This is a genomic window from Geodermatophilus sp. SYSU D00710 (assembly GCF_054050195.1).
Genome location: NZ_JBJGYX010000041.1, coordinates 21,982 through 41,228 on the forward strand (window position 1 = coordinate 21,982; position 19,247 = coordinate 41,228).

22 protein-coding genes are annotated in these 19,247 nt (G+C 74.7%); all 22 read left to right on the top strand.

What is annotated here, in order from left to right; genetic code table 11:
* The first annotated feature begins 68 nt into the window (after positions 1 to 68).
* The 22 genes from ACI78U_RS17410 (at position 69) to ACI78U_RS17515 (ending at position 19,092) form a co-directional block, all read left to right on the top strand.
* Positions 69 to 1,001 carry a sigma-70 family RNA polymerase sigma factor gene (locus ACI78U_RS17410; protein ID WP_456876644.1) on the top strand — a complete coding sequence of 311 codons (933 nt, stop codon included), beginning with the start codon at positions 69 to 71 and terminating at the stop codon, positions 999 to 1,001.
* Between the two features lie 129 nt (positions 1,002 to 1,130).
* Positions 1,131 to 2,309, top strand: a complete 1,179-nt coding sequence (locus tag ACI78U_RS17415; RefSeq protein WP_456876645.1) for a flagellin N-terminal helical domain-containing protein — start codon at positions 1,131 to 1,133, stop codon at positions 2,307 to 2,309.
* A gap of 128 nt (positions 2,310 to 2,437) precedes the next feature.
* Complete coding sequence (gene fliD / locus ACI78U_RS17420) at positions 2,438 to 3,787, top strand: flagellar filament capping protein FliD (RefSeq protein WP_456876665.1); 1,350 nt, start codon at positions 2,438 to 2,440, stop codon at positions 3,785 to 3,787.
* Between the two features lie 52 nt (positions 3,788 to 3,839).
* Positions 3,840 to 4,223, top strand: coding sequence for a flagellar export chaperone FliS (fliS, locus tag ACI78U_RS17425; RefSeq protein ID WP_456876646.1), 384 nt, complete (start codon positions 3,840 to 3,842; stop codon positions 4,221 to 4,223).
* Positions 4,220 to 4,564: a hypothetical protein gene (locus tag ACI78U_RS17430; protein ID WP_456876647.1), complete on the top strand. Its 345-nt coding sequence runs from the start codon at positions 4,220 to 4,222 to the stop codon at positions 4,562 to 4,564. Before fliS ends, ACI78U_RS17430 begins: the two co-directional genes overlap by 4 nt.
* Positions 4,565 to 4,914: 350 nt before the next feature.
* Positions 4,915 to 5,262 carry a flagellar basal body rod protein FlgB gene (locus ACI78U_RS17435; RefSeq protein WP_456876648.1) on the top strand — a complete coding sequence of 116 codons (348 nt, stop codon included), beginning with the start codon at positions 4,915 to 4,917 and terminating at the stop codon, positions 5,260 to 5,262.
* Positions 5,259 to 5,663, top strand: coding sequence for a flagellar basal body rod protein FlgC (flgC, locus tag ACI78U_RS17440; RefSeq protein ID WP_456876649.1), 405 nt, complete (start codon positions 5,259 to 5,261; stop codon positions 5,661 to 5,663). The genes ACI78U_RS17435 and flgC overlap by 4 nt, the downstream gene beginning before the upstream one ends.
* Before the next feature lie 2 nt (positions 5,664 to 5,665).
* Positions 5,666 to 5,995, top strand: a complete 330-nt coding sequence (gene fliE, locus ACI78U_RS17445) for a flagellar hook-basal body complex protein FliE (protein ID WP_456876650.1) — start codon at positions 5,666 to 5,668, stop codon at positions 5,993 to 5,995.
* On the top strand, positions 5,995 to 7,587 hold the full coding sequence (fliF, locus tag ACI78U_RS17450) for a flagellar basal-body MS-ring/collar protein FliF (RefSeq protein ID WP_456876651.1): 1,593 nt from the start codon (positions 5,995 to 5,997) through the stop codon (positions 7,585 to 7,587). The genes fliE and fliF overlap by 1 nt, the downstream gene beginning before the upstream one ends.
* A complete protein-coding gene (fliG, locus tag ACI78U_RS17455) occupies positions 7,584 to 8,663 on the top strand; it encodes a flagellar motor switch protein FliG (RefSeq protein ID WP_456876652.1) in 1,080 nt (359 codons plus the stop codon). The genes fliF and fliG overlap by 4 nt, the downstream gene beginning before the upstream one ends.
* Entirely contained in the window at positions 8,647 to 9,471 is an 825-nt protein-coding gene (locus ACI78U_RS17460) for a FliH/SctL family protein (RefSeq protein WP_456876653.1), read from the top strand. Before fliG ends, ACI78U_RS17460 begins: the two co-directional genes overlap by 17 nt.
* Entirely contained in the window at positions 9,471 to 10,769 is a 1,299-nt protein-coding gene (locus ACI78U_RS17465; protein ID WP_456876654.1) for a FliI/YscN family ATPase, read from the top strand. The genes ACI78U_RS17460 and ACI78U_RS17465 overlap by 1 nt, the downstream gene beginning before the upstream one ends.
* Position 10,770: 1 nt before the next feature.
* Complete coding sequence (locus ACI78U_RS17470; RefSeq protein WP_456876655.1) at positions 10,771 to 11,235, top strand: flagellar export protein FliJ; 465 nt, start codon at positions 10,771 to 10,773, stop codon at positions 11,233 to 11,235.
* The gene (locus ACI78U_RS17475) at positions 11,223 to 12,188 is read left to right on the top strand and encodes a transglycosylase SLT domain-containing protein (protein WP_456876656.1); all 966 of its coding nucleotides are present in this window, start codon (positions 11,223 to 11,225) and stop codon (positions 12,186 to 12,188) included. The genes ACI78U_RS17470 and ACI78U_RS17475 overlap by 13 nt, the downstream gene beginning before the upstream one ends.
* Positions 12,185 to 13,510 (top strand): flagellar hook-length control protein FliK, encoded by a 1,326-nt coding sequence (locus ACI78U_RS17480; protein WP_456876657.1) that lies wholly within the window; start codon positions 12,185 to 12,187, stop codon positions 13,508 to 13,510. Before ACI78U_RS17475 ends, ACI78U_RS17480 begins: the two co-directional genes overlap by 4 nt.
* A 12-nt stretch (positions 13,511 to 13,522) precedes the next feature.
* Positions 13,523 to 13,942 (top strand): flagellar hook assembly protein FlgD, encoded by a 420-nt coding sequence (locus tag ACI78U_RS17485; RefSeq protein ID WP_456876658.1) that lies wholly within the window; start codon positions 13,523 to 13,525, stop codon positions 13,940 to 13,942.
* Between the two features lie 42 nt (positions 13,943 to 13,984).
* Positions 13,985 to 15,220, top strand: coding sequence for a flagellar hook protein FlgE (locus tag ACI78U_RS17490; RefSeq protein ID WP_456876659.1), 1,236 nt, complete (start codon positions 13,985 to 13,987; stop codon positions 15,218 to 15,220).
* Positions 15,221 to 15,505: 285 nt separating this feature from the next.
* Complete coding sequence (locus ACI78U_RS17495) at positions 15,506 to 15,796, top strand: flagellar FlbD family protein (RefSeq protein WP_456876660.1); 291 nt, start codon at positions 15,506 to 15,508, stop codon at positions 15,794 to 15,796.
* A gap of 3 nt (positions 15,797 to 15,799) precedes the next feature.
* Positions 15,800 to 16,570, top strand: coding sequence for a motility protein A (locus tag ACI78U_RS17500; protein WP_456876661.1), 771 nt, complete (start codon positions 15,800 to 15,802; stop codon positions 16,568 to 16,570).
* Positions 16,567 to 17,472: a flagellar motor protein MotB gene (locus ACI78U_RS17505; RefSeq protein WP_456876662.1), complete on the top strand. Its 906-nt coding sequence runs from the start codon at positions 16,567 to 16,569 to the stop codon at positions 17,470 to 17,472. The genes ACI78U_RS17500 and ACI78U_RS17505 overlap by 4 nt, the downstream gene beginning before the upstream one ends.
* Positions 17,469 to 17,945 (top strand): flagellar basal body-associated FliL family protein, encoded by a 477-nt coding sequence (locus ACI78U_RS17510; RefSeq protein ID WP_456876663.1) that lies wholly within the window; start codon positions 17,469 to 17,471, stop codon positions 17,943 to 17,945. Before ACI78U_RS17505 ends, ACI78U_RS17510 begins: the two co-directional genes overlap by 4 nt.
* A gap of 178 nt (positions 17,946 to 18,123) precedes the next feature.
* Positions 18,124 to 19,092, top strand: coding sequence for a flagellar motor switch protein FliM (locus ACI78U_RS17515; RefSeq protein WP_456876664.1), 969 nt, complete (start codon positions 18,124 to 18,126; stop codon positions 19,090 to 19,092).
* Positions 19,093 to 19,247 lie beyond the last annotated feature (155 nt).

Below are 19,247 nucleotides of genomic sequence, written 5' to 3' on the forward strand. Positions count from 1 at the left end.
AGGAGTTGTGCGTCCGGGCCGACCGGTTCCCTGCCGAGGAGGGGACCGTGCCCGCTGCCCGTCCCCCGGTGACCGAGCGACCCGTCGCCGCACGCTCCGCTCCCCCGCTGCCCACCGCCGCACCGCGGGCCGAGGCCCTGCGACCGGAGACCGAGGTCGAGGCGCTCGTGACCGAGCACCTGCCGCTGTGCTCGTTCGCGGTCAACGCGGTGGCCTCGCGCATCTCGCTGCCCGGCCACGTCAGCCGGGAGGACCTGCTCTCCTGCGCGAAGGTGGCGCTGGTCGAGGTGGCCCGCCGGTTCGACCCGTCGGCCGGCGCCACCTTCGCCACCTACGCCCTCCCCCGGCTGCAGGGCGCCGTCCTCGACGAGCTGCGCTCCGGCGACTGGGCCAGCCGCTCGGTGCGGGCGGCCGCCCGGCGCACCGACGCCGCGGCCGACGCGCTCACCATCCGCCTGGGCCGCCCACCCACGCGCGAGGAGCTCGCCGAGGAGATGGGCGTGCGCCGCGAGGAGCTCGAGGCGCTGCAGGTCGACGTGCACCGTGCCGTGATGGTGAGCATCGACGCCGAGACCGGCAGCGAGGGCGGCACGCTCGACCTGCCCGACCCCGGCGAGTCGCCCGAGCGGGCGGTCCTGCGCGGCGAGCGGGCCAGGTACCTGCAGGACGCCATCCACGCGCTGCCCGACCGGCTCGACGAGGTCGTGGAGCGCAACTTCTTCGGCGGGGAGTCGCTCACCGACATCGCGGCCGACCTCGGGGTCACCCTCTCCCGCGTCTCGCAGATGCGCGCCCGCGCGCTCACCCTGCTGCACGCGGCGATGAGCGAGGTGTGGGAGGGCCGGTCGGTGCCGGCCGACGGCGGGGTCCGCGCGCGCAACCAGCAGCGGCTCTACGTCGACCGGGTGGCCGGGCGCGTCCCGGCCGAGCGCACCGTCCCGTCGCTCCCGCGTCCGCGGACGGGCTGGCAGGCGGCCTACGGCGCGGCCCGCCCCGCCTGAGCGAGGTCGCCGCGAAAAAGGTCGTGGTTCGCCTCAAGACCCGTCCCGCCCCAGCCGTAACACCCAGTGCAAGCCCGCAGCACGGATGCAGCGGGAGAACCGGAAGACCCGATTCCAAGGAGGAACACCGTGGGTCTGCGCATCAACCAGAACATCGCGGCGATGAACTCGTACCGCAACCTCTCGGCGACGGACACCCAGATGTCCAAGAGCCTGGAGAAGCTGTCGAGCGGCTTCCGCATCAACCGTGCTGCCGACGACGCCGCTGGTCTGGCGATCTCCGAGGGCCTGCGCTCGCAGGTCGGCGGGCTCAAGGTCGCCGTCCGCAACGCCCAGGACGGCATCTCCGTCGTCCAGACGGCGGAAGGCGCCCTGACCGAGGTCCACTCGATCCTGCAGCGCGTCCGTGACCTCGCCGTCCAGGCGGGCAACGACAGCAACAACGCCGACTCGCGGGCCAACATCGCGACCGAGGCCACCAGCCTCGTCGCGGAGCTGGACCGGATCGCCTCCTCCACGAACTTCAACGGCACCAAGCTGCTCGACGGCAGCGCCGGCGAGCTGAAGTTCCAGGTCGGTGCCGACGGCGGCCAGAACAGCCAGATCAAGGTCGACCTGGGCCTGGCCAACGTCAAGTCCGTGGCCCAGACCCTGGCCGGCGGCAGCCTGTCGACCACCGGCACCTCGTTCACCATCGCGGACCGCACCGCGCTGACCACGGGTGCTGCCACCTTCACGTCGACGCAGGGCGGCGTGACCACCACGGTCGTGACCGGAACGCTGAGCGACACGGCCGGGGGCGCCGGTTTCCAGAGCGTCGAGGAGTACGCGGCGGCCCTGCGGGCGGACGCCAAGTTCGCGGCCAACTTCTCCGTCTCGGTCCAGAAGGACTCGAACGGCGCGGGCACCGGGATCGTGGTCTCGGCGCTCAACGGTGGAACCGTGGGCACCACGGCCCCCGGCACCGGCATGGCCGCCGGCACCGCGGGCACCGCGCTGACCGGTGGCGTCAAGTTCGACACCGCCGCCAACGCCCAGGCCTCCATCACGCTCATCGACGCCCAGATCAAGACGGTGTCGACCGCGCGCGCCGGCCTCGGCGCCCTGCAGAACCGCTTCGAGCACACGATCAACAACCTGAACGTGTCGGTCGAGAACCTGTCCGCGTCGGAGTCGCGCATCCGTGACGCCGACATGGCCCAGGAGATGATGCAGTTCACCCGCAACCAGATCCTGTCCCAGGCCGGCACCGCGATGCTGGCCCAGGCCAACCAGGGTTCGCAGGGCGTCCTGCAGCTGCTCCGCTGATCCCCGCCCAGGGACGGCTGACGCATTAGCGCCACGGCACCACCCGGTGAGGGGGGAGGTCTCCGGACCTCCCCCCTCACTGGCATCCACCCCACCCCGAGCGACCGGGAGGCACCCGCGTGGCAGGCATGAGCGTCGACGGCCTGATCTCGGGGCTGGACACCACCAGCCTCATCAGCCAGCTCGTCCAGGCCGAGGCCGCACCGCAGGCCCAGCTGAAGACCAAGCTGTCGACCACCACGGCCTCGGCCACGGCCTACCGGGCGGTCAACACCCGCTTCGACGCCGTCCGCACCGCCGCCGAGGCGCTCACGAGGTCCGAGACCTGGTCCTCGGCCAAGGCGACCAGCTCCTCCCCCACCGTGACGGCGACCGTGGGCACGGCCCCGCAGACCGGCTCGGTGACGTTCGCGGTCACCCAGCTGGCCGCCGCCCACTCCGTGCGCAGCACCGGCACCTGGTCGGCGACGACGGCCGACTTCGGTGCCACCTCGGTCACCGTGACCGCCGGGGGCGCCACGACCGCGATCGCGCTGGACACCGACGGCAGCGGCACCGCGACGCTGGCCGAGGCCGCCGCCGCAATCAACAAGAAGACCGAGCTCGGGCTGACCGCCACGGTCCTGCAGACCGGCCCGTCGGAGTACCGCCTCCAGGTGACCACGAAGACCTCCGGGGCGGCCGGCACCTTCTCCCTCTCCGGCAGCGGGGTCCCCTTCACCGACCTCACCAAGGGCCAGAACGCGGTCCTGCGCATCGGGTCCGCGACGGACGGGTTCGACGTCACGTCGACCACCAACACGTTTCCCGACCTGGTCCCCGGCACCTCCATCACGGTGAGCAGGGCCGACAAGGACGCGGCCGTGACCGTCGACGTCGCCGCCGACCCGCAGGCCGTGGCCGGCAAGGTCAAGGCCCTGGTGGACGCCGTCAACAACGCGCTGAGCGGCATCAAGACCTACACCGCAGCCGACGGCGGACCCACCGCCGTCCTCAAGGGCGACTCCGGCCTGTCGGCGCTGGCGGCCACCCTGCGCTCGGCGGTCTCCTTCGGCGTCGGCGACGACGGTTCCCCCAACCGCGCAGGCATCCAGCTGACCAAGGACGGCACGGTCGCCTTCGACCAGGAGCGGTTCGTGGCGGCGCTGGAGGCCGACCCCGGCCTCGCCCGCCGGATCGTCGACGGCTCGTCCGCCGCCGGCACCACCGTCGCCGTCCCCGGCGTCGCCGACCGCGTGCTGGAGCTCGCCACCAAGGCGACCGACACGACGACCGGCACGCTGACCATGCTGGCCAAGGGTCGTGACTCGTTGGCCAAGGACATCCAGGCCCGCATCGACGCCTGGGACCTCCGGCTCGCCCAGCGCAAGGCGACGCTGACCCGCCAGTTCACCGCGATGGAGACGGCGCTGAGCAGCATGAAGAACCAGTCGAGCTGGCTGGCCGGACAGATCGCCTCGCTGCCCAGCTCAAGCTGACCCCGCGCCGTCCGACACTCCCTCTGACCCCGCTTCCCCAGGAGACAGCTCGATGAGTGCCGCTTCCCTCCGCGCCCGTTACGTCGGCGACGCCGTCACCACGGCCTCCCCCCAGCGTCTGCTGGTCATGCTCTACGACCGGCTCGCCCTGGACCTGGAGCGGGCGCTGACCGCGCTGGGGGACGGCGACCGGCAGGCTGCCGGCTCCCAGCTGCAGCACGCCCAGGAGATCGTCCTGGAGCTGCAGTCGAGCCTCCGCGTCGACGCGTGGGAGGGCGGCCCCCGGCTGGCGGCGCTCTACAGCTGGCTGCTCACCGAGCTCGTGCAGGCGAACGTGCGCGGCGACCGCAACCGGGTCGCCTCCTGCCTCCAGGTCGTCGAGCCGCTGCGTGACGCGTGGCGGCAGGCCGCCGCGAGCCTGGCGGGCACCGCATGACCGGCGGCTCCTCCTCGGACCACCAGCGGCGCGCCGAGTGGGCCGCCGTCCTCGAGGAGATGGAGGGCGAGGTCCTCGACGCCGAGCGCTCGATCCGCGGCGAACGCGCCGAGGAGATCGCCGCCTGGGGCCGGCGGATGGAGGACTGGACGCCGCCGACGATGCTCGGGCCACTCCCGCCCGACCTCCGTGAGCGGGCCGCCCGGCTGCTGCAGCACCAGCTCGCCGTCGCCGAGGAGCTCGTCGAGCGGATCACCCAGTCCCAGCGGCAGCGTGACGTCGCCGCCCGCATGGCCTACCGCCCCCGCCCGGTCGCCGCGTTCGTCGACAGGGCGCTCTGACCGCTCCTGGCAGATCTGCACGAACCCCGACCCGGCCGGGTCCGCCTCACCGCGGGCCCGGCCGTCGTCGTCCCGCCCCCAGGAGTGCCGACATCGCGACAAGGGCACCTCCCCGGGCACGGAGGCCCTCCCCTGGCTCGTCCTCCCCGATCGCTCCGCCCGTCACACCCACCCCCTCCGCCCCGGACGGTGGTCAAGGTCTGACGAGGCGCTGCCGATGACGGCCCTGCACGGACAGCACCACTCTCGCCACGGATCGGCGGCCCCTCCCACGCGCTCGCGCGCGCGGGTCCCCGACGTACCCGGAGGCACCTCGTGTCCTGCCGTCCTGCCCACCGGCGGTCAGCCCCGTGATCGGCGACGTGACCACGGCGACGCTGCACGCGGCACTGACCGGCCTGGCCCAGCGCAGCCGCGTGACGGCGGACAACATCGCCAACGTCCAGACGCCGGGCTTCCTCGCCGGCCGGACCGACTTCGAGTCCTCGCTGCGCACGGAGCTGCGCCAGGGCCGGACGCCCACCGCCTCCGGCGGCGCGATCGCCCGCTCCCTGGAGCCCACCCGCACGGACGGGAACAACGTGAACCTCGACAGCGAGACCGTCATCGCCACCGAGACCGGCCTGCGCTACCAGCTCGCGCTCACCGCCCTCGACGGCAAGTACAGCGGTCTGCGCACGGCCCTCAGGACGGCGTGACCGTGTTCGACAGCATCGACATCTCCGGGTCCGGCCTGTCGGTCCACCGCCGCTGGATGGACGCCGTCTCGGACAACATCGCCAACATCAACACGGTCAGCGCGACCGACGGCGAGGCGTTCAAGGAGCGCATGGTCGTCGCGCAGGCCGTGGACTACGGCTCCGGCGAGGGCGGCGTGCGCATCGCCCGGGCCGAGTTCGGCAGCGGCGAGGGCCGGCTGGTGCACGAGCCCGACCACCCGCTGGCCGACGCCGAGGGCTACGTCCGCTACCCCGACATCGACCTCGGTGACCAGATGACGCAGCTGATCATGGCCCAGCGCGGCTACCAGGCGAACCTGGCGTCCCTGGAGCGAGCGACCAGCGCCTACCAGGCCGCCCTCCAGCTCGGGAGGGGCTGACCGTGACGTCCCCGATCGGCGGCATCTCGCTGCCCACCGTCCCCACCGTCGGCGCCCTCGGCGGCCCGGCCGACGCCGGCGCGGTCGTCCCGGCCGCCGCTCCCGGCTCGGGTGCCGGCTTCGCCGCGGCGCTCACCGGCGCGCTCGAGCAGCTCGGCGGCCTGCAGGCGAACCGTGACCGGCTGGCCGTGCAGGCCGCCACCGGCGACCTGCGCGACGTGCACGACTACATGATCGCCGCCCAGGAGTCCTCGGTGGCCACCGAGATGGTCGTGACCATCAAGAACAAGGCCGTCGAGGCCTTCACCGAGATCATGAGGATGCCGGTCTGATGCCTGACGCACTGGCGGGGCCGCTCGCGAAGGTGCGCGGCACCCTCGCCGCGATCAGCCTGGGCCAGAAGGTCGTCATCGGCCTGCTGGTCGCCGGGCTGGCGCTCGGCGGCTTCTTCTTCTACCGCTGGATCACGACGCCGACCATGGCGCCGCTGTTCTCCAACCTGGCCTCGACCGACGCCTCGGCGATCGTCGACGAGCTCAACGCCGGTGGCGTCGCCTACGAGCTCGCCGACGGCGGCCAGACGATCCTGGTGGCCAACGAGTCGGTCTACGACCTGCGGCTGCAGATGAGCGGCAAGGGCCTGCCGGCCGGGTCGGACACCGGCTACGCGCTGCTCGACGAGCAGGGCATCACCACCAGCGAGTTCCAGCAGCAGGTGCAGTACCAGCGCGCCATCGAGGGCGAGCTGGCCAACACCCTCGAGGCGCTCGACGGCGTCTCGCAGGCGGTCGTGCACCTCGCGCTGCCCGAGGAGGAGGTGTTCGCCTCCGACGAGGGCGAGCCGACCGCCTCGGTGCTGCTCGACCTCGAGCCCGGGACGCAGCTCGCCGGCGAGCAGGTCCAGTCGATCACCAACCTGGTCTCCTCCAGCATCGAGGGGATGGACTCCGAGCAGGTCACCGTCACCGACTCGACCGGCCAGCTGCTCTCGGCCGCCGGGTCGGGGCTCACCGCGGCCGCCGGCGACGCCCGCTCCCAGATGGAGTCCGACTACGAGCAGCGCCTGGCGGCCAACGCCCAGGCGATCCTCGACCGCGTCCTCGGCCCCGGCCACGCGCAGGTCTCGGTCCGCGCGGACCTGGACATGAGCCAGCGGGACAGCACCGCGACCAGCTACCAGTACACCGAGGGCACCCCGCCGATCTCCGAGCAGACCTCGCGCGAGACCTACACCGGCACCGGCACCGCCGTCGGCGGCGTCCTCGGCCCGGAGAACGAGGGCGGTCCGACCGGCACGGGCGGCGACTCGCAGTACGAGACCGAGTCGACCACGGTCAACAACCCCGTCGGGGAGACCGTCGAGAACACCGTCACCGCGCCCGGCGAGGTCAACCGGCTCACCGTCGCCGTCGTCATGGACGACACCGTGGCCGGCGACCTCAACCAGGCGCAGGTGCAGGAGCTGGTCAGCAACGCGGTGGGCCTCGACGAGGCCCGCGGCGACGACATCAGCGTCGCCTCGCTGGCCTTCGACACCCGGGCCGCCGACGAGGCCGCCGCGGCGATGGCCGCCGCCCGCGAGGCCGAGCAGCAGGCGCAGATGTGGTCGCTGGTCCGCACCGGCGGCATCGCCCTCGGCATCGCCCTCCTGGTGCTCGTCGTCTGGCTGCGCTCGCGTCGCCGCGACGACGACGAGGAGGACGCCGACGACGAGCTGCTGGAGATCGACGACGGCCTCATGGCCGAGCTGGAGCGGCTGCGGGTGGCCAGCTCCCGCGACGACACCGCCGTCCTGGACAACCGGGCCCTGGAGCTGGAGGCCGCCGAGCGCCAGCGCGTGCGAGGGGAGATCGCCTCGATGGTCAGCGAACGTCCCGACGAGGTGGCGCAGATGCTGCGCGGTTGGCTGAGTGACGTGCGATGACCCTGGCATCGGTCGAGCAGCTGGTCGGCACGGGCGGGACGAACCTGCCCGCCCTGCCGCCGGCTCCCCCGCGCCCGGAGATGCCGGGCCTGCGCAAGGCCGCCGTCTTCCTCGCCCAGATGAGCAAGGAGGAGGCCGGGCTGCTGCTGTCCAAGCTCAGCGCCCGCGAGGTCGAGGCCCTCACCCGCGAGATCATGAAGCTGGGCACGGTGGAGCCCGACGACGTCGACGGCGTCCTGTCGGAGTTCCACACGATGATGGCCGCGCAGCGCTACGTCGGCCGCGGCGGCGTCGACTTCGCCCGCGAGATCCTGGCCGCGGGCCTCGGCGAGGACAAGGCCGAGGGCATCCTCGCCCGGCTCAACGTCGTCTACACCGAGGTGCCCTTCGCCTCGCTGCGCAACGCCGACGTCCGCCAGCTGGTCACCTTCCTCAAGGACGAGCACCCGCAGGTCATCGCGCTGGTGCTCGCCCACCTGTCGGCCGGCCAGTCGGCCGAGGTGCTCTCCGGCTTCGGCCCCGAGCAGCAGGCCGAGGTCGCGCACCGGATCGCCACGATGGACCGCACCTCGCCGGAGATGGTCCGCCTGGTCGAGGAGGAGCTCAGCCGGCGCATGGGGTCGCTGCTGGCCCACCAGGACATGTCGACCGTCGGCGGCGTCGAGACCCTCGTCGAGATCATCAACCGCTCGCCGCGGCCCACCGAGCGCTCCATCCTCGAGTGGCTGGACTCCTCCGACCCGGAGCTGGCCGAGCAGGTGCGCGCGCAGATGTTCGTGTTCGAGGACATCGTCACCATCGACGACCGCTCCATGCAGCTGGTGCTGCGGGAGGTCCAGTCCAACGACCTGGCCACCGCGCTCAAGGGCGTGCGCCCCGACGTCCGCGACAAGGTCGTGCGGAACCTCTCCGAGCGCGCCGCCGAGAACCTCGCCGAGGAGATCGAGCTGCTCGGCCCGGTGCGCGCCCGCACCGTCGAGGAGTCGCAGGGCAAGATCGTCGCGGTCATCCGCACCCTCGAGGAGCAGGGCGTGCTGACCATCTCGCGCGGCGGGGACGATGAGTTCGTCTCCTGAAGGGCGGCGGGAGTCGGTGCTGCTGCGCGGGCCCTCGGCCAGCGCGGCGGCCCCCTACCGGCAGGTCGCGGGGACGACGGTGCCACCGCGGCCACGTCCCGAGGCGCCGCCCGCCGGCCCGTCGCCCGTGGTCGCCACCGCCCCCGAGGTCACCGTCGAACGCCGCACGGCCCGCCGCCGCGCCGCCGACGTCCCGGTGCCCAACGGCCGCGGCGTGCTGCGGCTCGGCGACGTCTACGCCGAGGAGCTGACCCGGCTGCGGGAGTTCGCCCGCGGGGAGGGCTTCGCCGCCGGGCACGCCGAGGGCGTGGCGTCCGCCGCGCAGGTCGTCGCCGAGGCCGAGGCCGCCGCGGCCGCCCGGCTGGCCGACGTCCAGGCCCGCTGGGAGCGCCGCATGGCCTCGGCCACCGCGGCGCTCGGTGCCGCCGTCGCCGCGCTGGAGGCCGCCGCCGTGCCCACGGCCGACGACGTCCGCGACACCCTCCTCGACGGCGCGCTGACCCTGGTGGAGGACCTGCTCGGCCGCGAGCTGTCGGCCTCGACCACCGCCGGCCTCGACGCGGTCCGCCGCGCGCTGACCCTCGTCCCCGCCGACGCCCCCGCCGTGGTGCGGCTGCACCCCGACGACCTCGCCGAGGTCCCCCCGCACGCCCTCGCCGCGCTGCCCCCGTCGGTCACCGTCGTCGCCGACGACACGGTCGAGCGGGCCGGCGCGGTCGCCGAGTGCGGCCCGCGGCGGGTCGACGCGCAGCTGTCGACGGCGCTGGCCCGGGTGCGGGCGGTCCTGGCGGGCGGGGGCCCGGCCTGATGTCCGCGGCCGCCGTCCTCTCCCGCGCCCGCCTGGCCGCCCGCCCGCAGCTCACCGGCTCCGTCGTCGGCGCCATGGGGCTCACGCTCACCGTCGAGGGCGTCGTCGCCGCCGTCGGGGACCTGGTCGAGGTCGGCTCCGGCCTGCTCGCCGAGGTCGTCGCCGTCTCCCGCGACCGGCTGACCTGCATGCCGCTGGGCGAGATCTCCGGCGTGCACGCCGGCGCGCCGGTGCGCGCCACCGGCATGCCGCTGCAGGTGCCCGTCGGGCAGGCGCTGCTCGGCCGGGTGCTGGACGGGCTGGGCCGGCCGGTCGACGGGCACGGCCCGCTCGGGCCCGGGGTCGACTGGGTCGACCTCGCCAGCGAGACGCCGCACGCGCTGTCGCGCCGCCGGGTGGAGGAGCCGCTGCCGGTCGGCGTCCGCGCGCTGGACACCCTCGTGCCGGTCGGCAAGGGCCAGCGGCTGGGCATCTTCGCCGGCTCCGGCGTCGGCAAGTCCACGCTGCTGGCGCAGATCACGCGCGGCACCGAGGCCGACGTCCGGGTCATCGGGCTGATCGGCGAGCGCGGCCGCGAGGTCAAGGAGTTCCTCGAGGAGAACCTCGGGGCCGACGGCATGGCGCGCACGGTCGTCGTCGTCGCCACCTCCGACGAGCCGCCGCTGGTGCGGCTCAAGGCCGCGTTCGTGGCCACCCGCATCGCCGAGGGCTTCCGCGACCAGGGCCGCGACGTGCTGCTGCTCATGGACTCCATCACCCGCACCGCGATGGCCCAGCGCGAGGTGGGGTTGTCGGCCGGGGAGCCGCCGGCCACCCGCGGGTACCCGCCGAGCGTCTTCGCGATGATGCCGCGGCTGCTGGAGAAGGCCGGCCCCGGCGCCACCGGGTCGATCACCGGCCTCTACACGGTGCTCGTCGAGGGCGACGACCACAACGAGCCGATCGCCGACACCGCCCGCTCCATCCTCGACGGGCACGTCGTGCTCACCCGGCGGCTGGCCACTGCCGGCCACTTCCCCGCCGTCGACGTCCTCGAGTCGATCTCCCGCGTCGCCGGCGCGGTCACCGCCCCCGCGCGGATGGCCGACGCCCGCGAGATGCGGCGGCTGATGGGCGCGCTGCGCGACGTCAAGGAACTCGTGGAGATCGGCGCCTACCAGGCCGGCAGCGACCCGCTGGTCGACCGCGCCCGTGTGCTGTCGCCCGCCATCGACGCCTTCCTCCGCCAGGCGCTGGAGGACACCACCTCGCCCGACGACGCCTGGGCGATGCTGCACCGGCTCGTGACCGCGGGCTGACGTGGGCGAGCGCGCCGGCTTCCGGCTCGAGCCGGTGCTGCGGGTCCGCGCCGCCGCCGAGGAGGCCGCCTCCCGGGCGGCGGCCGAGGCCGACGCCGGCGCCCGCGCCGCCGCCCGCCGCGCGGAGGAGCTCGCCGGCGCCCTCGCCGGCCGGGTGCCGCCCGCCTCCGCACCCGCTCCGGTCTTCCTCGCCGCGATGGTCGCGTCGGCCGCCGCGGCTGCCGATGAAGCAGCCGCACGGTCGACGGCGCAGGCCTCGGCCGAGCAGGCGGACCTGCTGCGGCAGCGGTGGACCGCCGCCGCCCAGGAGACCCGGGCGCTGGAGAAGCTGCGCGAGCGGCACCTCCTCGCGCTGCGGGCCGCCGAGCTGACCGCCGAGGAGCGCGCGGTCGACGACCTGGTCACCCGCCGGCACGCCGTGCGGGCCGCCGCCGAGGACGGGGAGGAGGAGCCGTGGAGGGCCTGACCGCGGTGCACGGCCGCATCGCCGAGATCCAGAACCGGATCCTCACCCTGGCCTCGGCGACGTCGTCGTCGACGTCCGCGGCGTGGTCGAGCGCCGCCGCGGCCGCCGGGCTCACCGGCACGGCCCCGGCTCCGGCGACCGGCACGACCCCCGCCGCCGGCAGCGGTCCCGAGGCGCAGGTGGTGGCCGCCGCGCAGCGCTACCTCGGCGTCCCCTACGCCTGGGGCGGCACCGACCCGTCGGTGGGCCTGGACTGCTCGGGCCTGGTGCAGCGGGTCTACCGCGACCTCGGCATCGACCTGCCGCGCACCAGCTCCCAGCAGGCCACCGCCGGCACCGCGGTCGCGAGTCTCGGCGAGGCCCGCCCCGGCGACCTGGTGTTCTTCGACCACACCCCGTCGCGGCCGGGCATCGACCACGTCGGCATCTACGTCGGCGACGGGAAGATGATCGCCGCGCCGCAGGCGGGCGATGTCGTCCGCGTCCAGGACGTCGGCGACCCCGCGCTCATCCGCCGCGTGCTCCCCGCCTCCGCCGCGCCCGCGCCGGCCGCCGCGACCGGCACCGGCCTGGCCGGTGTCCCCTACGCCGACCTGTTCGCCGCCGCCGGCGCCCGCCACGGCGTCGACCCCGCGCTGCTGGCCGCGGTGGCGCAGGTCGAGTCCGGCTTCGACTCCGCCGCCGTCTCCCCCGCCGGCGCCACCGGGCTCATGCAGTTCATGCCGGCCACCGCGGCCGGCCTCGGCGTCGACGCGTCGGACCCCGCCTCCGCCGTCGACGGCGCGGCCCGCTACCTGCGCCGGCTCACCGACCGCTTCGGCTCCACCGAGCTCGCCCTCGCCGCGTACAACGCCGGGCCCGGCGCGGTGGCCCGCGCCGGCGGCGTCCCGCCGTACGCGGAGACCCAGTCCTACGTCCGCAAGGTCACCAGCGCCGCGGAGGCGTACTCATGACAGCTCCCGCCCTCCCCGCCGTCCTCCCGGGCGGCGCGCCGTCGGCCGCGCCGTCGGCGCCGTCGTCCGGCCCGTCCGTGGCGTTCGCGTCCGCGCTCGACAGCGCGGTGGCCGGCCGGGGTGCAGCCGACCGTCCCGCCGACGGTCCCGCCGACCGGGCGCCCGGCCGCGACGGCGACCGTCCCGGCCGGGCCCTCGGCCGCGACGGCGAGCCCGGCCGTCCCGGCCCGACCGACGACGACGCTCCCGCGGCCGGCGAGGAGGCTCCGCCGCTCCCCGCCGCGGCCGGCGGCCTGCCCGCGGGCTGGGCGCTGGCGCTCGCGCTGGGCACCGCGGTGCCCGCCGGCGCGCCCGGCGCCCCGGCCGCGCCCGGTGCCGCCGCCGCGCACGGCGCGGTCGCCGACGGCACGGTCGCGGTCTCCGGCCTCGCGACCGGGCTGCCCACCGGAGCGGCACCCGCCCTGCCCGAGGGCGCCGCGGTCCCGCCCGGCACCGTCCCCGCCCCGACGGCCCCGGTCGCCGCGACCCCGGACGCCGCCGTCCCGGGCCCGGCTGCCGCTCCGCCGACGACGACGCCGACGGCGGCCGCGGCTCCGGCCGGGCTGCCCGCCGGGCTGGTGGTCCTGCCCGCCGCCGACCCCGCCGCGCCCGTTCCGGCGCCGCCCGTGGTGACGACCGTGCTCCCCGAGGCCGCACCGGCCCCCGCGCCGGCCGCGGCCGCGCTGCCGGACCTCCCGTCCCCCGACCCCGCCGAGGCGACCGGCCCGGCTCCCGCCGCCACCGCTGCCGTCGCTGCGCCGGCGCCCGCTCCGGCCCCGGTCCCCACGGCCGGAGCCGCCGCGCCGCGGACCGACGTGCCGCCGCCCCCGGTCGCCGGTCAGCTCGCCCCCGCCGTCGCCACGCTGGCCTCGGGCGCCGACGGCACGCACACGATGACGCTGGTGCTCACGCCCGAGACGCTCGGCGAGGTCGAGGTCCGGGTCACCGTCGCCGACGGCGCGCTGGACCTGCGGCTGCGCGGCGTCTCCGAGGCCGGCCGCGCCGCGCTGCTCGACGCGCTGCCCGACCTGCGCCGCGACCTGGAGTCCTCCGGCCTGACCTGCTCGCGGCTGCAGGTCGACCGCGAGCAGGCGGGCTCGGGCCAGTCGCAGGCCCAGGCCGGCTGGGAGCAGGCCCGCGGGCAGGCCGACCAGCGCGGCCGCGGCTCCGGCAGGGGCGCCGACGAGGCGGGCGGCCCGTGGCCGCGCACCACCGACCCCGACGGGAGCCGACCGGCTGCCGCGACCCACCCCGCGTCGGGCGTCCTCGACGTGCGGGCCTGAGAGGAGCCGACGATGACCGCACCCGTGGGCGGCGTGGGCAGCACCACCCCCCCGACCGCCGCCACCAGCTCCGTGGACCGGGCCGACCAGATGGGCAAGGACACGTTCCTGCAGCTGCTGGTCGCGCAGATGAGGTACCAGGACCCGAGCAGCCCGACGAGCACGACCGAGTTCATGTCGCAGACCGCGACGTTCACCCAGGTCGAGAAGCTCGAGGAGATCGCCTCGCAGAACGCCGCGCTGCTGTCGCTGCAGCGCTCGCTGTCGGCCGGCGCGCTGGTCGGGCACGCGGTCAGCTGGACCGCCGAGGACGGCACGACGCAGACCGGGACGGTGTCCTCGGTCCGCTTCGGCGACGACGAGCCCACCGCCGTCGTCGGGGACCAGGAGGTCCCCCTCGGCCGACTGACCGAGATCTCCCTGCCGGCCTGACCCGGCCCCCGCCCCCGCTCCCCTCCCGAGAGGACCCTCCCCGTGCTGCGCTCGATGTTCTCGGCCATCTCCGGCCTGCGTGCCCACCAGACCAAGCTCGACGTGACCGGCAACAACATCGCCAACGTCAACACCGTCGGCTACAAGAGCTCCCAGACCGTGTTCGAGGACACCCTGTCCCAGGTCATCCGCAACGGCTCCGCCCCGACCGACCAGACCGGTGGCACCAACCCGGCGCAGGTCGGCCTCGGCGTCAAGGTCGCCGGCATCACCACCAACTTCGGCCAGGGCTCGACCCAGAACACCGGCCGCTCGACCGACTTCATGATCAGCGGCGACGGGTTCTTCGTGACCCGCGCCGGCAACGAGAACCTCTACACCCGCGCCGGGTCCTTCGACTACGACGGCGCCGGCAACCTCGTGACCCCCGACGGCGCCCAGCTGCAGGGCTGGATGGCCGACGGCGGGCGGGTCGACACCAACGGCGCCCTCGGTCCGCTGACCATCCCGTTCGGCCAGGTCATGCCTCCCACCCCGACCCGCACCGGCACGATCAGCGGCAACCTGTCGACGTCGTCGGTCGCCTACTCGGCCGGGCCGCCGGTGGTCGAGGCGACGGCGGTGCAGACCCAGGTCACCGCCTACGACTCGCTGGGCACCGCCCACCAGATCGCGCTGACCTTCACCAAGACCGGGGCCAACCAGTGGGACGTGGCCGCCAGCGAGGGCGGGACGCCCATCGGGGCGCCGCAGCGCATGACCTTCAGCCCGTCCACCGGGCAGCCCCTGACCGGCAGCACCTTCACGGTCCCGGTCGCCAGCGCCAGCTGGCCCGGCGGCATCGCCGTCGACCTGTCCGGCATGACCGAGTTCGGCGGCAAGACCGCGCTCGCCCCGAGCGGCGTCGACGGCAACGCCATGGGCACGCTGCAGTCGATCTCGCTCAGCGGCGACGGCACGATCATGGGCGTCTACTCCAACAGCCTGCGCGAGCCGATCGGCAAGCTCGCCCTGGCCACCTTCGCCAACCCCGGTGGCCTGTCGAAGGCCGGCAACACCAGCTACCGGATGGGCGACAACTCCGGCCAGGCGGTCATCGGCGAGGCCGGCACCGGCGGCCGGGGCTCGCTGACGGCGGGCGCGCTGGAGATGAGCAACGTCGACCTGGCCGAGGAGTTCACCGGCCTGATCGTCGCCCAGCGCGGGTTCCAGGCCAACAGCCGCGTCATCACCAGCTCCGACGAGGTGCTGCAGGACCTGGTCAACCTCAAGCGCTGACGGTCGATCAGGCCACCAGCCCGCGGCCCGGCACCCGTTCCCCGGGGTGCCGGGCCGCGCCCCATGTGCCTTTGTCGCGCTATTGGCACCTCTCCCGGGCCGCCCAGTGGTGCCTTTGTCGCGCTATTGGCATCTCTCCCGGGGCGCGTGGGACGCACGGGGAGGCGGTGCCGGGTCACCCGCCGGGGTGGCGCGGCGGCCCCGGTTCGGCTCAAGCACCTCCCGCGCAGGACCGATGGTCCCTACAGCCCCTCCCCCTCCCCACACGAGCAGAAGGACCGACCCGTGATCCGTGTGACGCGCCTGAACGGGGAGCACTTCGCGCTCAACCCCGACCTCATCGAGCGGGTCGAGGGTCACCCCGACACCGTGGTGTTCCTCGTCGACGGCACGAGGTACGTCGTCAGCGAGGGCGTCGACGAGGTCCTCGACGAGATCCGCGAGTACCGGGCGAGCATCCTCGCCACCGCCTACGCGATGGACCGCGGCACCTACCGCACCACCAGCGGCCCCACCGCCGCCGACGACACCACGACGGCCTCCGTCGTCCCCTTCCCGGCCCGCGAGGAGCGCTGACCCGTGGACCCCGCCACCCTCATCGGGTTCGTCATCTCGATGGTCGCCCTGCTGGTCTTCATGGTCATGGAGGGCGCCGACCCGTCGTCGCTGCTCTTCCTGCCGGCGATCATCCTGGTCATCGTCGCCACCTTCGGCGCCGCCATGTCCGGCCAGACCATGGACGACCTCAAGAAGATGGGTGGCTGGTTCAAGCTGGCCCTCGTGCCGGCGAAGGTCCCGCCGGCGACCGAGCAGATCAAGGTCCTGGTGAGCCTCGCGGAGAAGGCCCGCAAGGAGGGCCTGCTCGCGCTCGAGGCCCAGGTCAAGGCCATCGAGGACCCGTTCCTCAAGCGCGGCCTGCAGATGGGCATCGACGGCACCGACCCGGAGGAGCTGCGCGCGGTCCTGGAGAGCGAGATCGCCGCCAAGAAGGCGGAGGACAAGACCGCCGCCAAGTTCATGACCACGATGGGCGGCTACGCCCCGACCATCGGCATCGTCGGCTGCATCGTCGGCCTGATGAACGTCATGGGGAACCTCAGCAACCCCGAGTCGCTCGGGCCGATGATCGCCGCGGCGTTCGTCGCCACGCTGTGGGGCGTCATGGCCGCCAACTTCTGGTTCCTGCCGATGGGCGCCAAGATCATCCGGGTCAGCGAGCTGCAGGCCGCCCAGATGGAGCTGCTCGTCGAGGGCATCGCCGAGATCCAGGCCGGCACCAGCCCGCGTGCGGTCCGCCTGAAGCTTAACTCCCTCATCCCGCCCAGTGAGGTCGCCAAGGAGGCGGCGTGAGCTCCGGCGGCCACGGCGGCCGCCGGCGCGGCAAGAAGCACGAGGAGGAGGAGCACGAGAACCACGAGCGGTGGCTGGTGTCCTACGCGGACATGATGACGCTGCTCCTGGTGCTCTTCGTCGTGCTCTTCGCCATGAGCCAGGTCGACAAGGAGAAGTTCGCCGCCCTGGCCAGCGGGCTGTCGGAGGCCTTCGGCGCCCCGGTCACCGCGATGCAGGGGTCGGCGAGCAACCCCGAGCCCTCGGTGCTCGACTCCCTCGACGCCGCCGTCGACGTGCAGATCCCGCCGGCCCCTGCCGCGCAGGAGTCCGTGGACGCCGCGGCCGCCGAGGCCGCCCGGCAGGAGGCCCAGCGGATCGCCGCGGAGGCGCGCGCGGAGTACGACGAGCTCGCCGCCGTGCGCGCCGCGATCGATGCCGCGCTCGCCGCCGCCGGCCACGCCGGCACGGCGCGCTACGAGATCGACGAGCGCGGCCTGGTCGTGCACATCGTGTCCGACCCGGTGCTGTTCGGTCCCGAGGAGGCCGACCTGCGGCAGACCGGCCGCGGTGTCCTCGGCGCCGTCGCCCCCACGCTCGCCGGCCTGCCCAACCAGCTCGCCGTCGAGGGGCACGCCAACTCCCTCCCGGTCACCCCGGGCGGGCCGTGGCCGTCGAACTGGGAGCTCTCGGCCTACCGCGCCACCACGGTCGTCCGCTTCCTCGCCGCCGAGGGCGTCCCCCAGGAGCGCCTGCAGGGCACCGGCTACTCCGACACGCGGCCGATGGTGCCCGCGTCCGACCCCGCCGCCCTCTCCCTCAACCGCCGCGTCGACGTCGTCGTGCTGTCCGACGCCTCCGCCGAGGCCCGGGAACTGCTGCCCGGCCTCGACGCCCCCGCACAGGAAGGCACCCCCGAGTGAGCACCAGGTCCAAGGCCAAGGAGAAGGACGCCGCGACGGAGGGCGAGGAGGCGACCGGCGGCGGCAGGAAGAAGCTGTTCCTCGTCCTCGCCGTCCTGCTGGTCGCCGCCGGTGCCGCCGCCTACTTCTTCCTGTTCACCGGGGAGGCCGAGGCCGAGGAGCCGGTGGCCGGCGAGGTCGTCGCCCTCGAGCCGGTCACGGTCAACCTGGCCGGCGGCGGCTACCTGAAGATCGGGATCAGCCTGCAGACCACCGAGGACGCCGCTGCCGGTGGCCACGGCGGCGGCGCGGTCGACGGCTCCAAGGCCCTCGACCTGGTCATCTCCACCTACTCGCAGGCCCAGCCCGCCGACGTCACCGGAGCCCGCGAGGCGCTCAAGGAGGCGCTCGAGCAGAGGATCGTCGAGGCCTACACCGAGCACGAGGTGCCGATGGTCATGGGCATCTACTTCACGGAGTACGTCACCCAGTAGCCCCGGCGGAGGGTGTGCGCGCGGGCCGCGTTCCCGGCACCGGAACCCGGCGCCGGCGCACACCCTCCGGGTCTCCCAGTGACCTCCCGGCACACCAGGAGTCACACCCTCCCCGGCTGACCGGCGGCGCCCCGCGCCGCCGGTCAGCTCGCGTTCCGGGCCCGCCGATGAGGAGGGCGTGACCCGCCCCGAGAACGCGACCGTGCCCGCCGGGCACGGGCCGCAGTCGCCGGCCGTGGGCGGCCGCAGCCGGCGCGGTGCACCCCGCACCTACGACTTCCGCCGCCCGACCAAGCTCTCCCGCGAGCACGTCCGGGTGCTGCAGATCGCCCAGGAGGCGTTCGCCCGCCAGGCGACGACGGTGCTCACCACGATGCTGCGCACCGGCGCGCGCATGGAGCTGCTGGGCATCGAGCAGCACTCCTACGACGACTTCGTCGCGACGCTGTCCGACCCGTACTTCCTGGCGACGTTCAGCATCGACCCGCTGGCCGGCAAGGGCCTGCTCGCCTACCCGCTGGACATCGCCATGGCCGCCGTCGACCACATGCTCGGCGGCTCCGGCGCCGCCCAGCAGCCCGAGCGGCCGATGACGGCGATGGAGACCACCATCACCCACTCGCTGCTCACCCGGCTGCTGCAGGAGTTCACCGCCGCCTTCGCGCACGTGAGCGACCTGCAGCCGGAGATCGACGGCATCGAGTACAACCCCGCCCTGGCCCAGGCCGCGGCCGGCTCGGACACCGTGATGGTGGCCCGCTACACGCTCTCGATCGGCAGCCGCGAGGGCGCCGCCTCGCTGGTGCTGCCGTTCGCCTCCTTCGCGCCGGCGCTCAACAACGCCGCCTCGCCGCAGCTGTCGGAGTCCGCGCAGCGCAAGCGGCAGCGCGCGGCCGAGCTGCTCGCCGAGCGCCTCGAGCTGGTCCCGGTCGACGTCAGCGTCCGGTTCGCCCCGCTCGAGGTCTCCTCGGAGGACCTGCTCTCCCTCGCCGTCGGCGACGTCCTGCTGCTGCGCCACCCCCGGGACGCGCCGCTGGAGGTCACCACCAACGACGCCGTGTTCGCCCACGCCATCGCCAGCAACCACCGTCGCCGGCTGGCCGCTGCCATCGTCCCCGCCCCGTCCGCCGAGAAGGACCCCGCATGACCGCCACGCTCGACCACACCCAGGCCTCGGAGGCCATCACCAGCGTCGTGGGGGGGGGGGGGGGGGGGGGGGGGGGGGGGGGGGGGGGGGGGGGGGGGGGGGGGGGGGGGGGGGGGGGGGGGGGGGGGGGGGGGGCGGGGGGGGGGGGGGGGGGG

What these genes read in the sequence shown, in the direction of transcription:
- fliD (WP_456876665.1), top strand. Translation starts at nt 2,438, where the DNA reads ATGAGCGTCGACGGCCTGATCTCGGGGCTGGACACCACCAGCCTCATC.
- fliS (WP_456876646.1), top strand. Translation starts at nt 3,840, where the DNA reads ATGAGTGCCGCTTCCCTCCGCGCCCGTTACGTCGGCGACGCCGTCACC.
- ACI78U_RS17430 (WP_456876647.1), top strand. Translation starts at nt 4,220, where the DNA reads ATGACCGGCGGCTCCTCCTCGGACCACCAGCGGCGCGCCGAGTGGGCC.
- fliF (WP_456876651.1), top strand. Translation starts at nt 5,995, where the DNA reads ATGCCTGACGCACTGGCGGGGCCGCTCGCGAAGGTGCGCGGCACCCTC.
- fliG (WP_456876652.1), top strand. Translation starts at nt 7,584, where the DNA reads ATGACCCTGGCATCGGTCGAGCAGCTGGTCGGCACGGGCGGGACGAAC.
- ACI78U_RS17460 (WP_456876653.1), top strand. Translation starts at nt 8,647, where the DNA reads ATGAGTTCGTCTCCTGAAGGGCGGCGGGAGTCGGTGCTGCTGCGCGGG.
- ACI78U_RS17465 (WP_456876654.1), top strand. Translation starts at nt 9,471, where the DNA reads ATGTCCGCGGCCGCCGTCCTCTCCCGCGCCCGCCTGGCCGCCCGCCCG.
- ACI78U_RS17480 (WP_456876657.1), top strand. Translation starts at nt 12,185, where the DNA reads ATGACAGCTCCCGCCCTCCCCGCCGTCCTCCCGGGCGGCGCGCCGTCG.
- ACI78U_RS17485 (WP_456876658.1), top strand. Translation starts at nt 13,523, where the DNA reads ATGACCGCACCCGTGGGCGGCGTGGGCAGCACCACCCCCCCGACCGCC.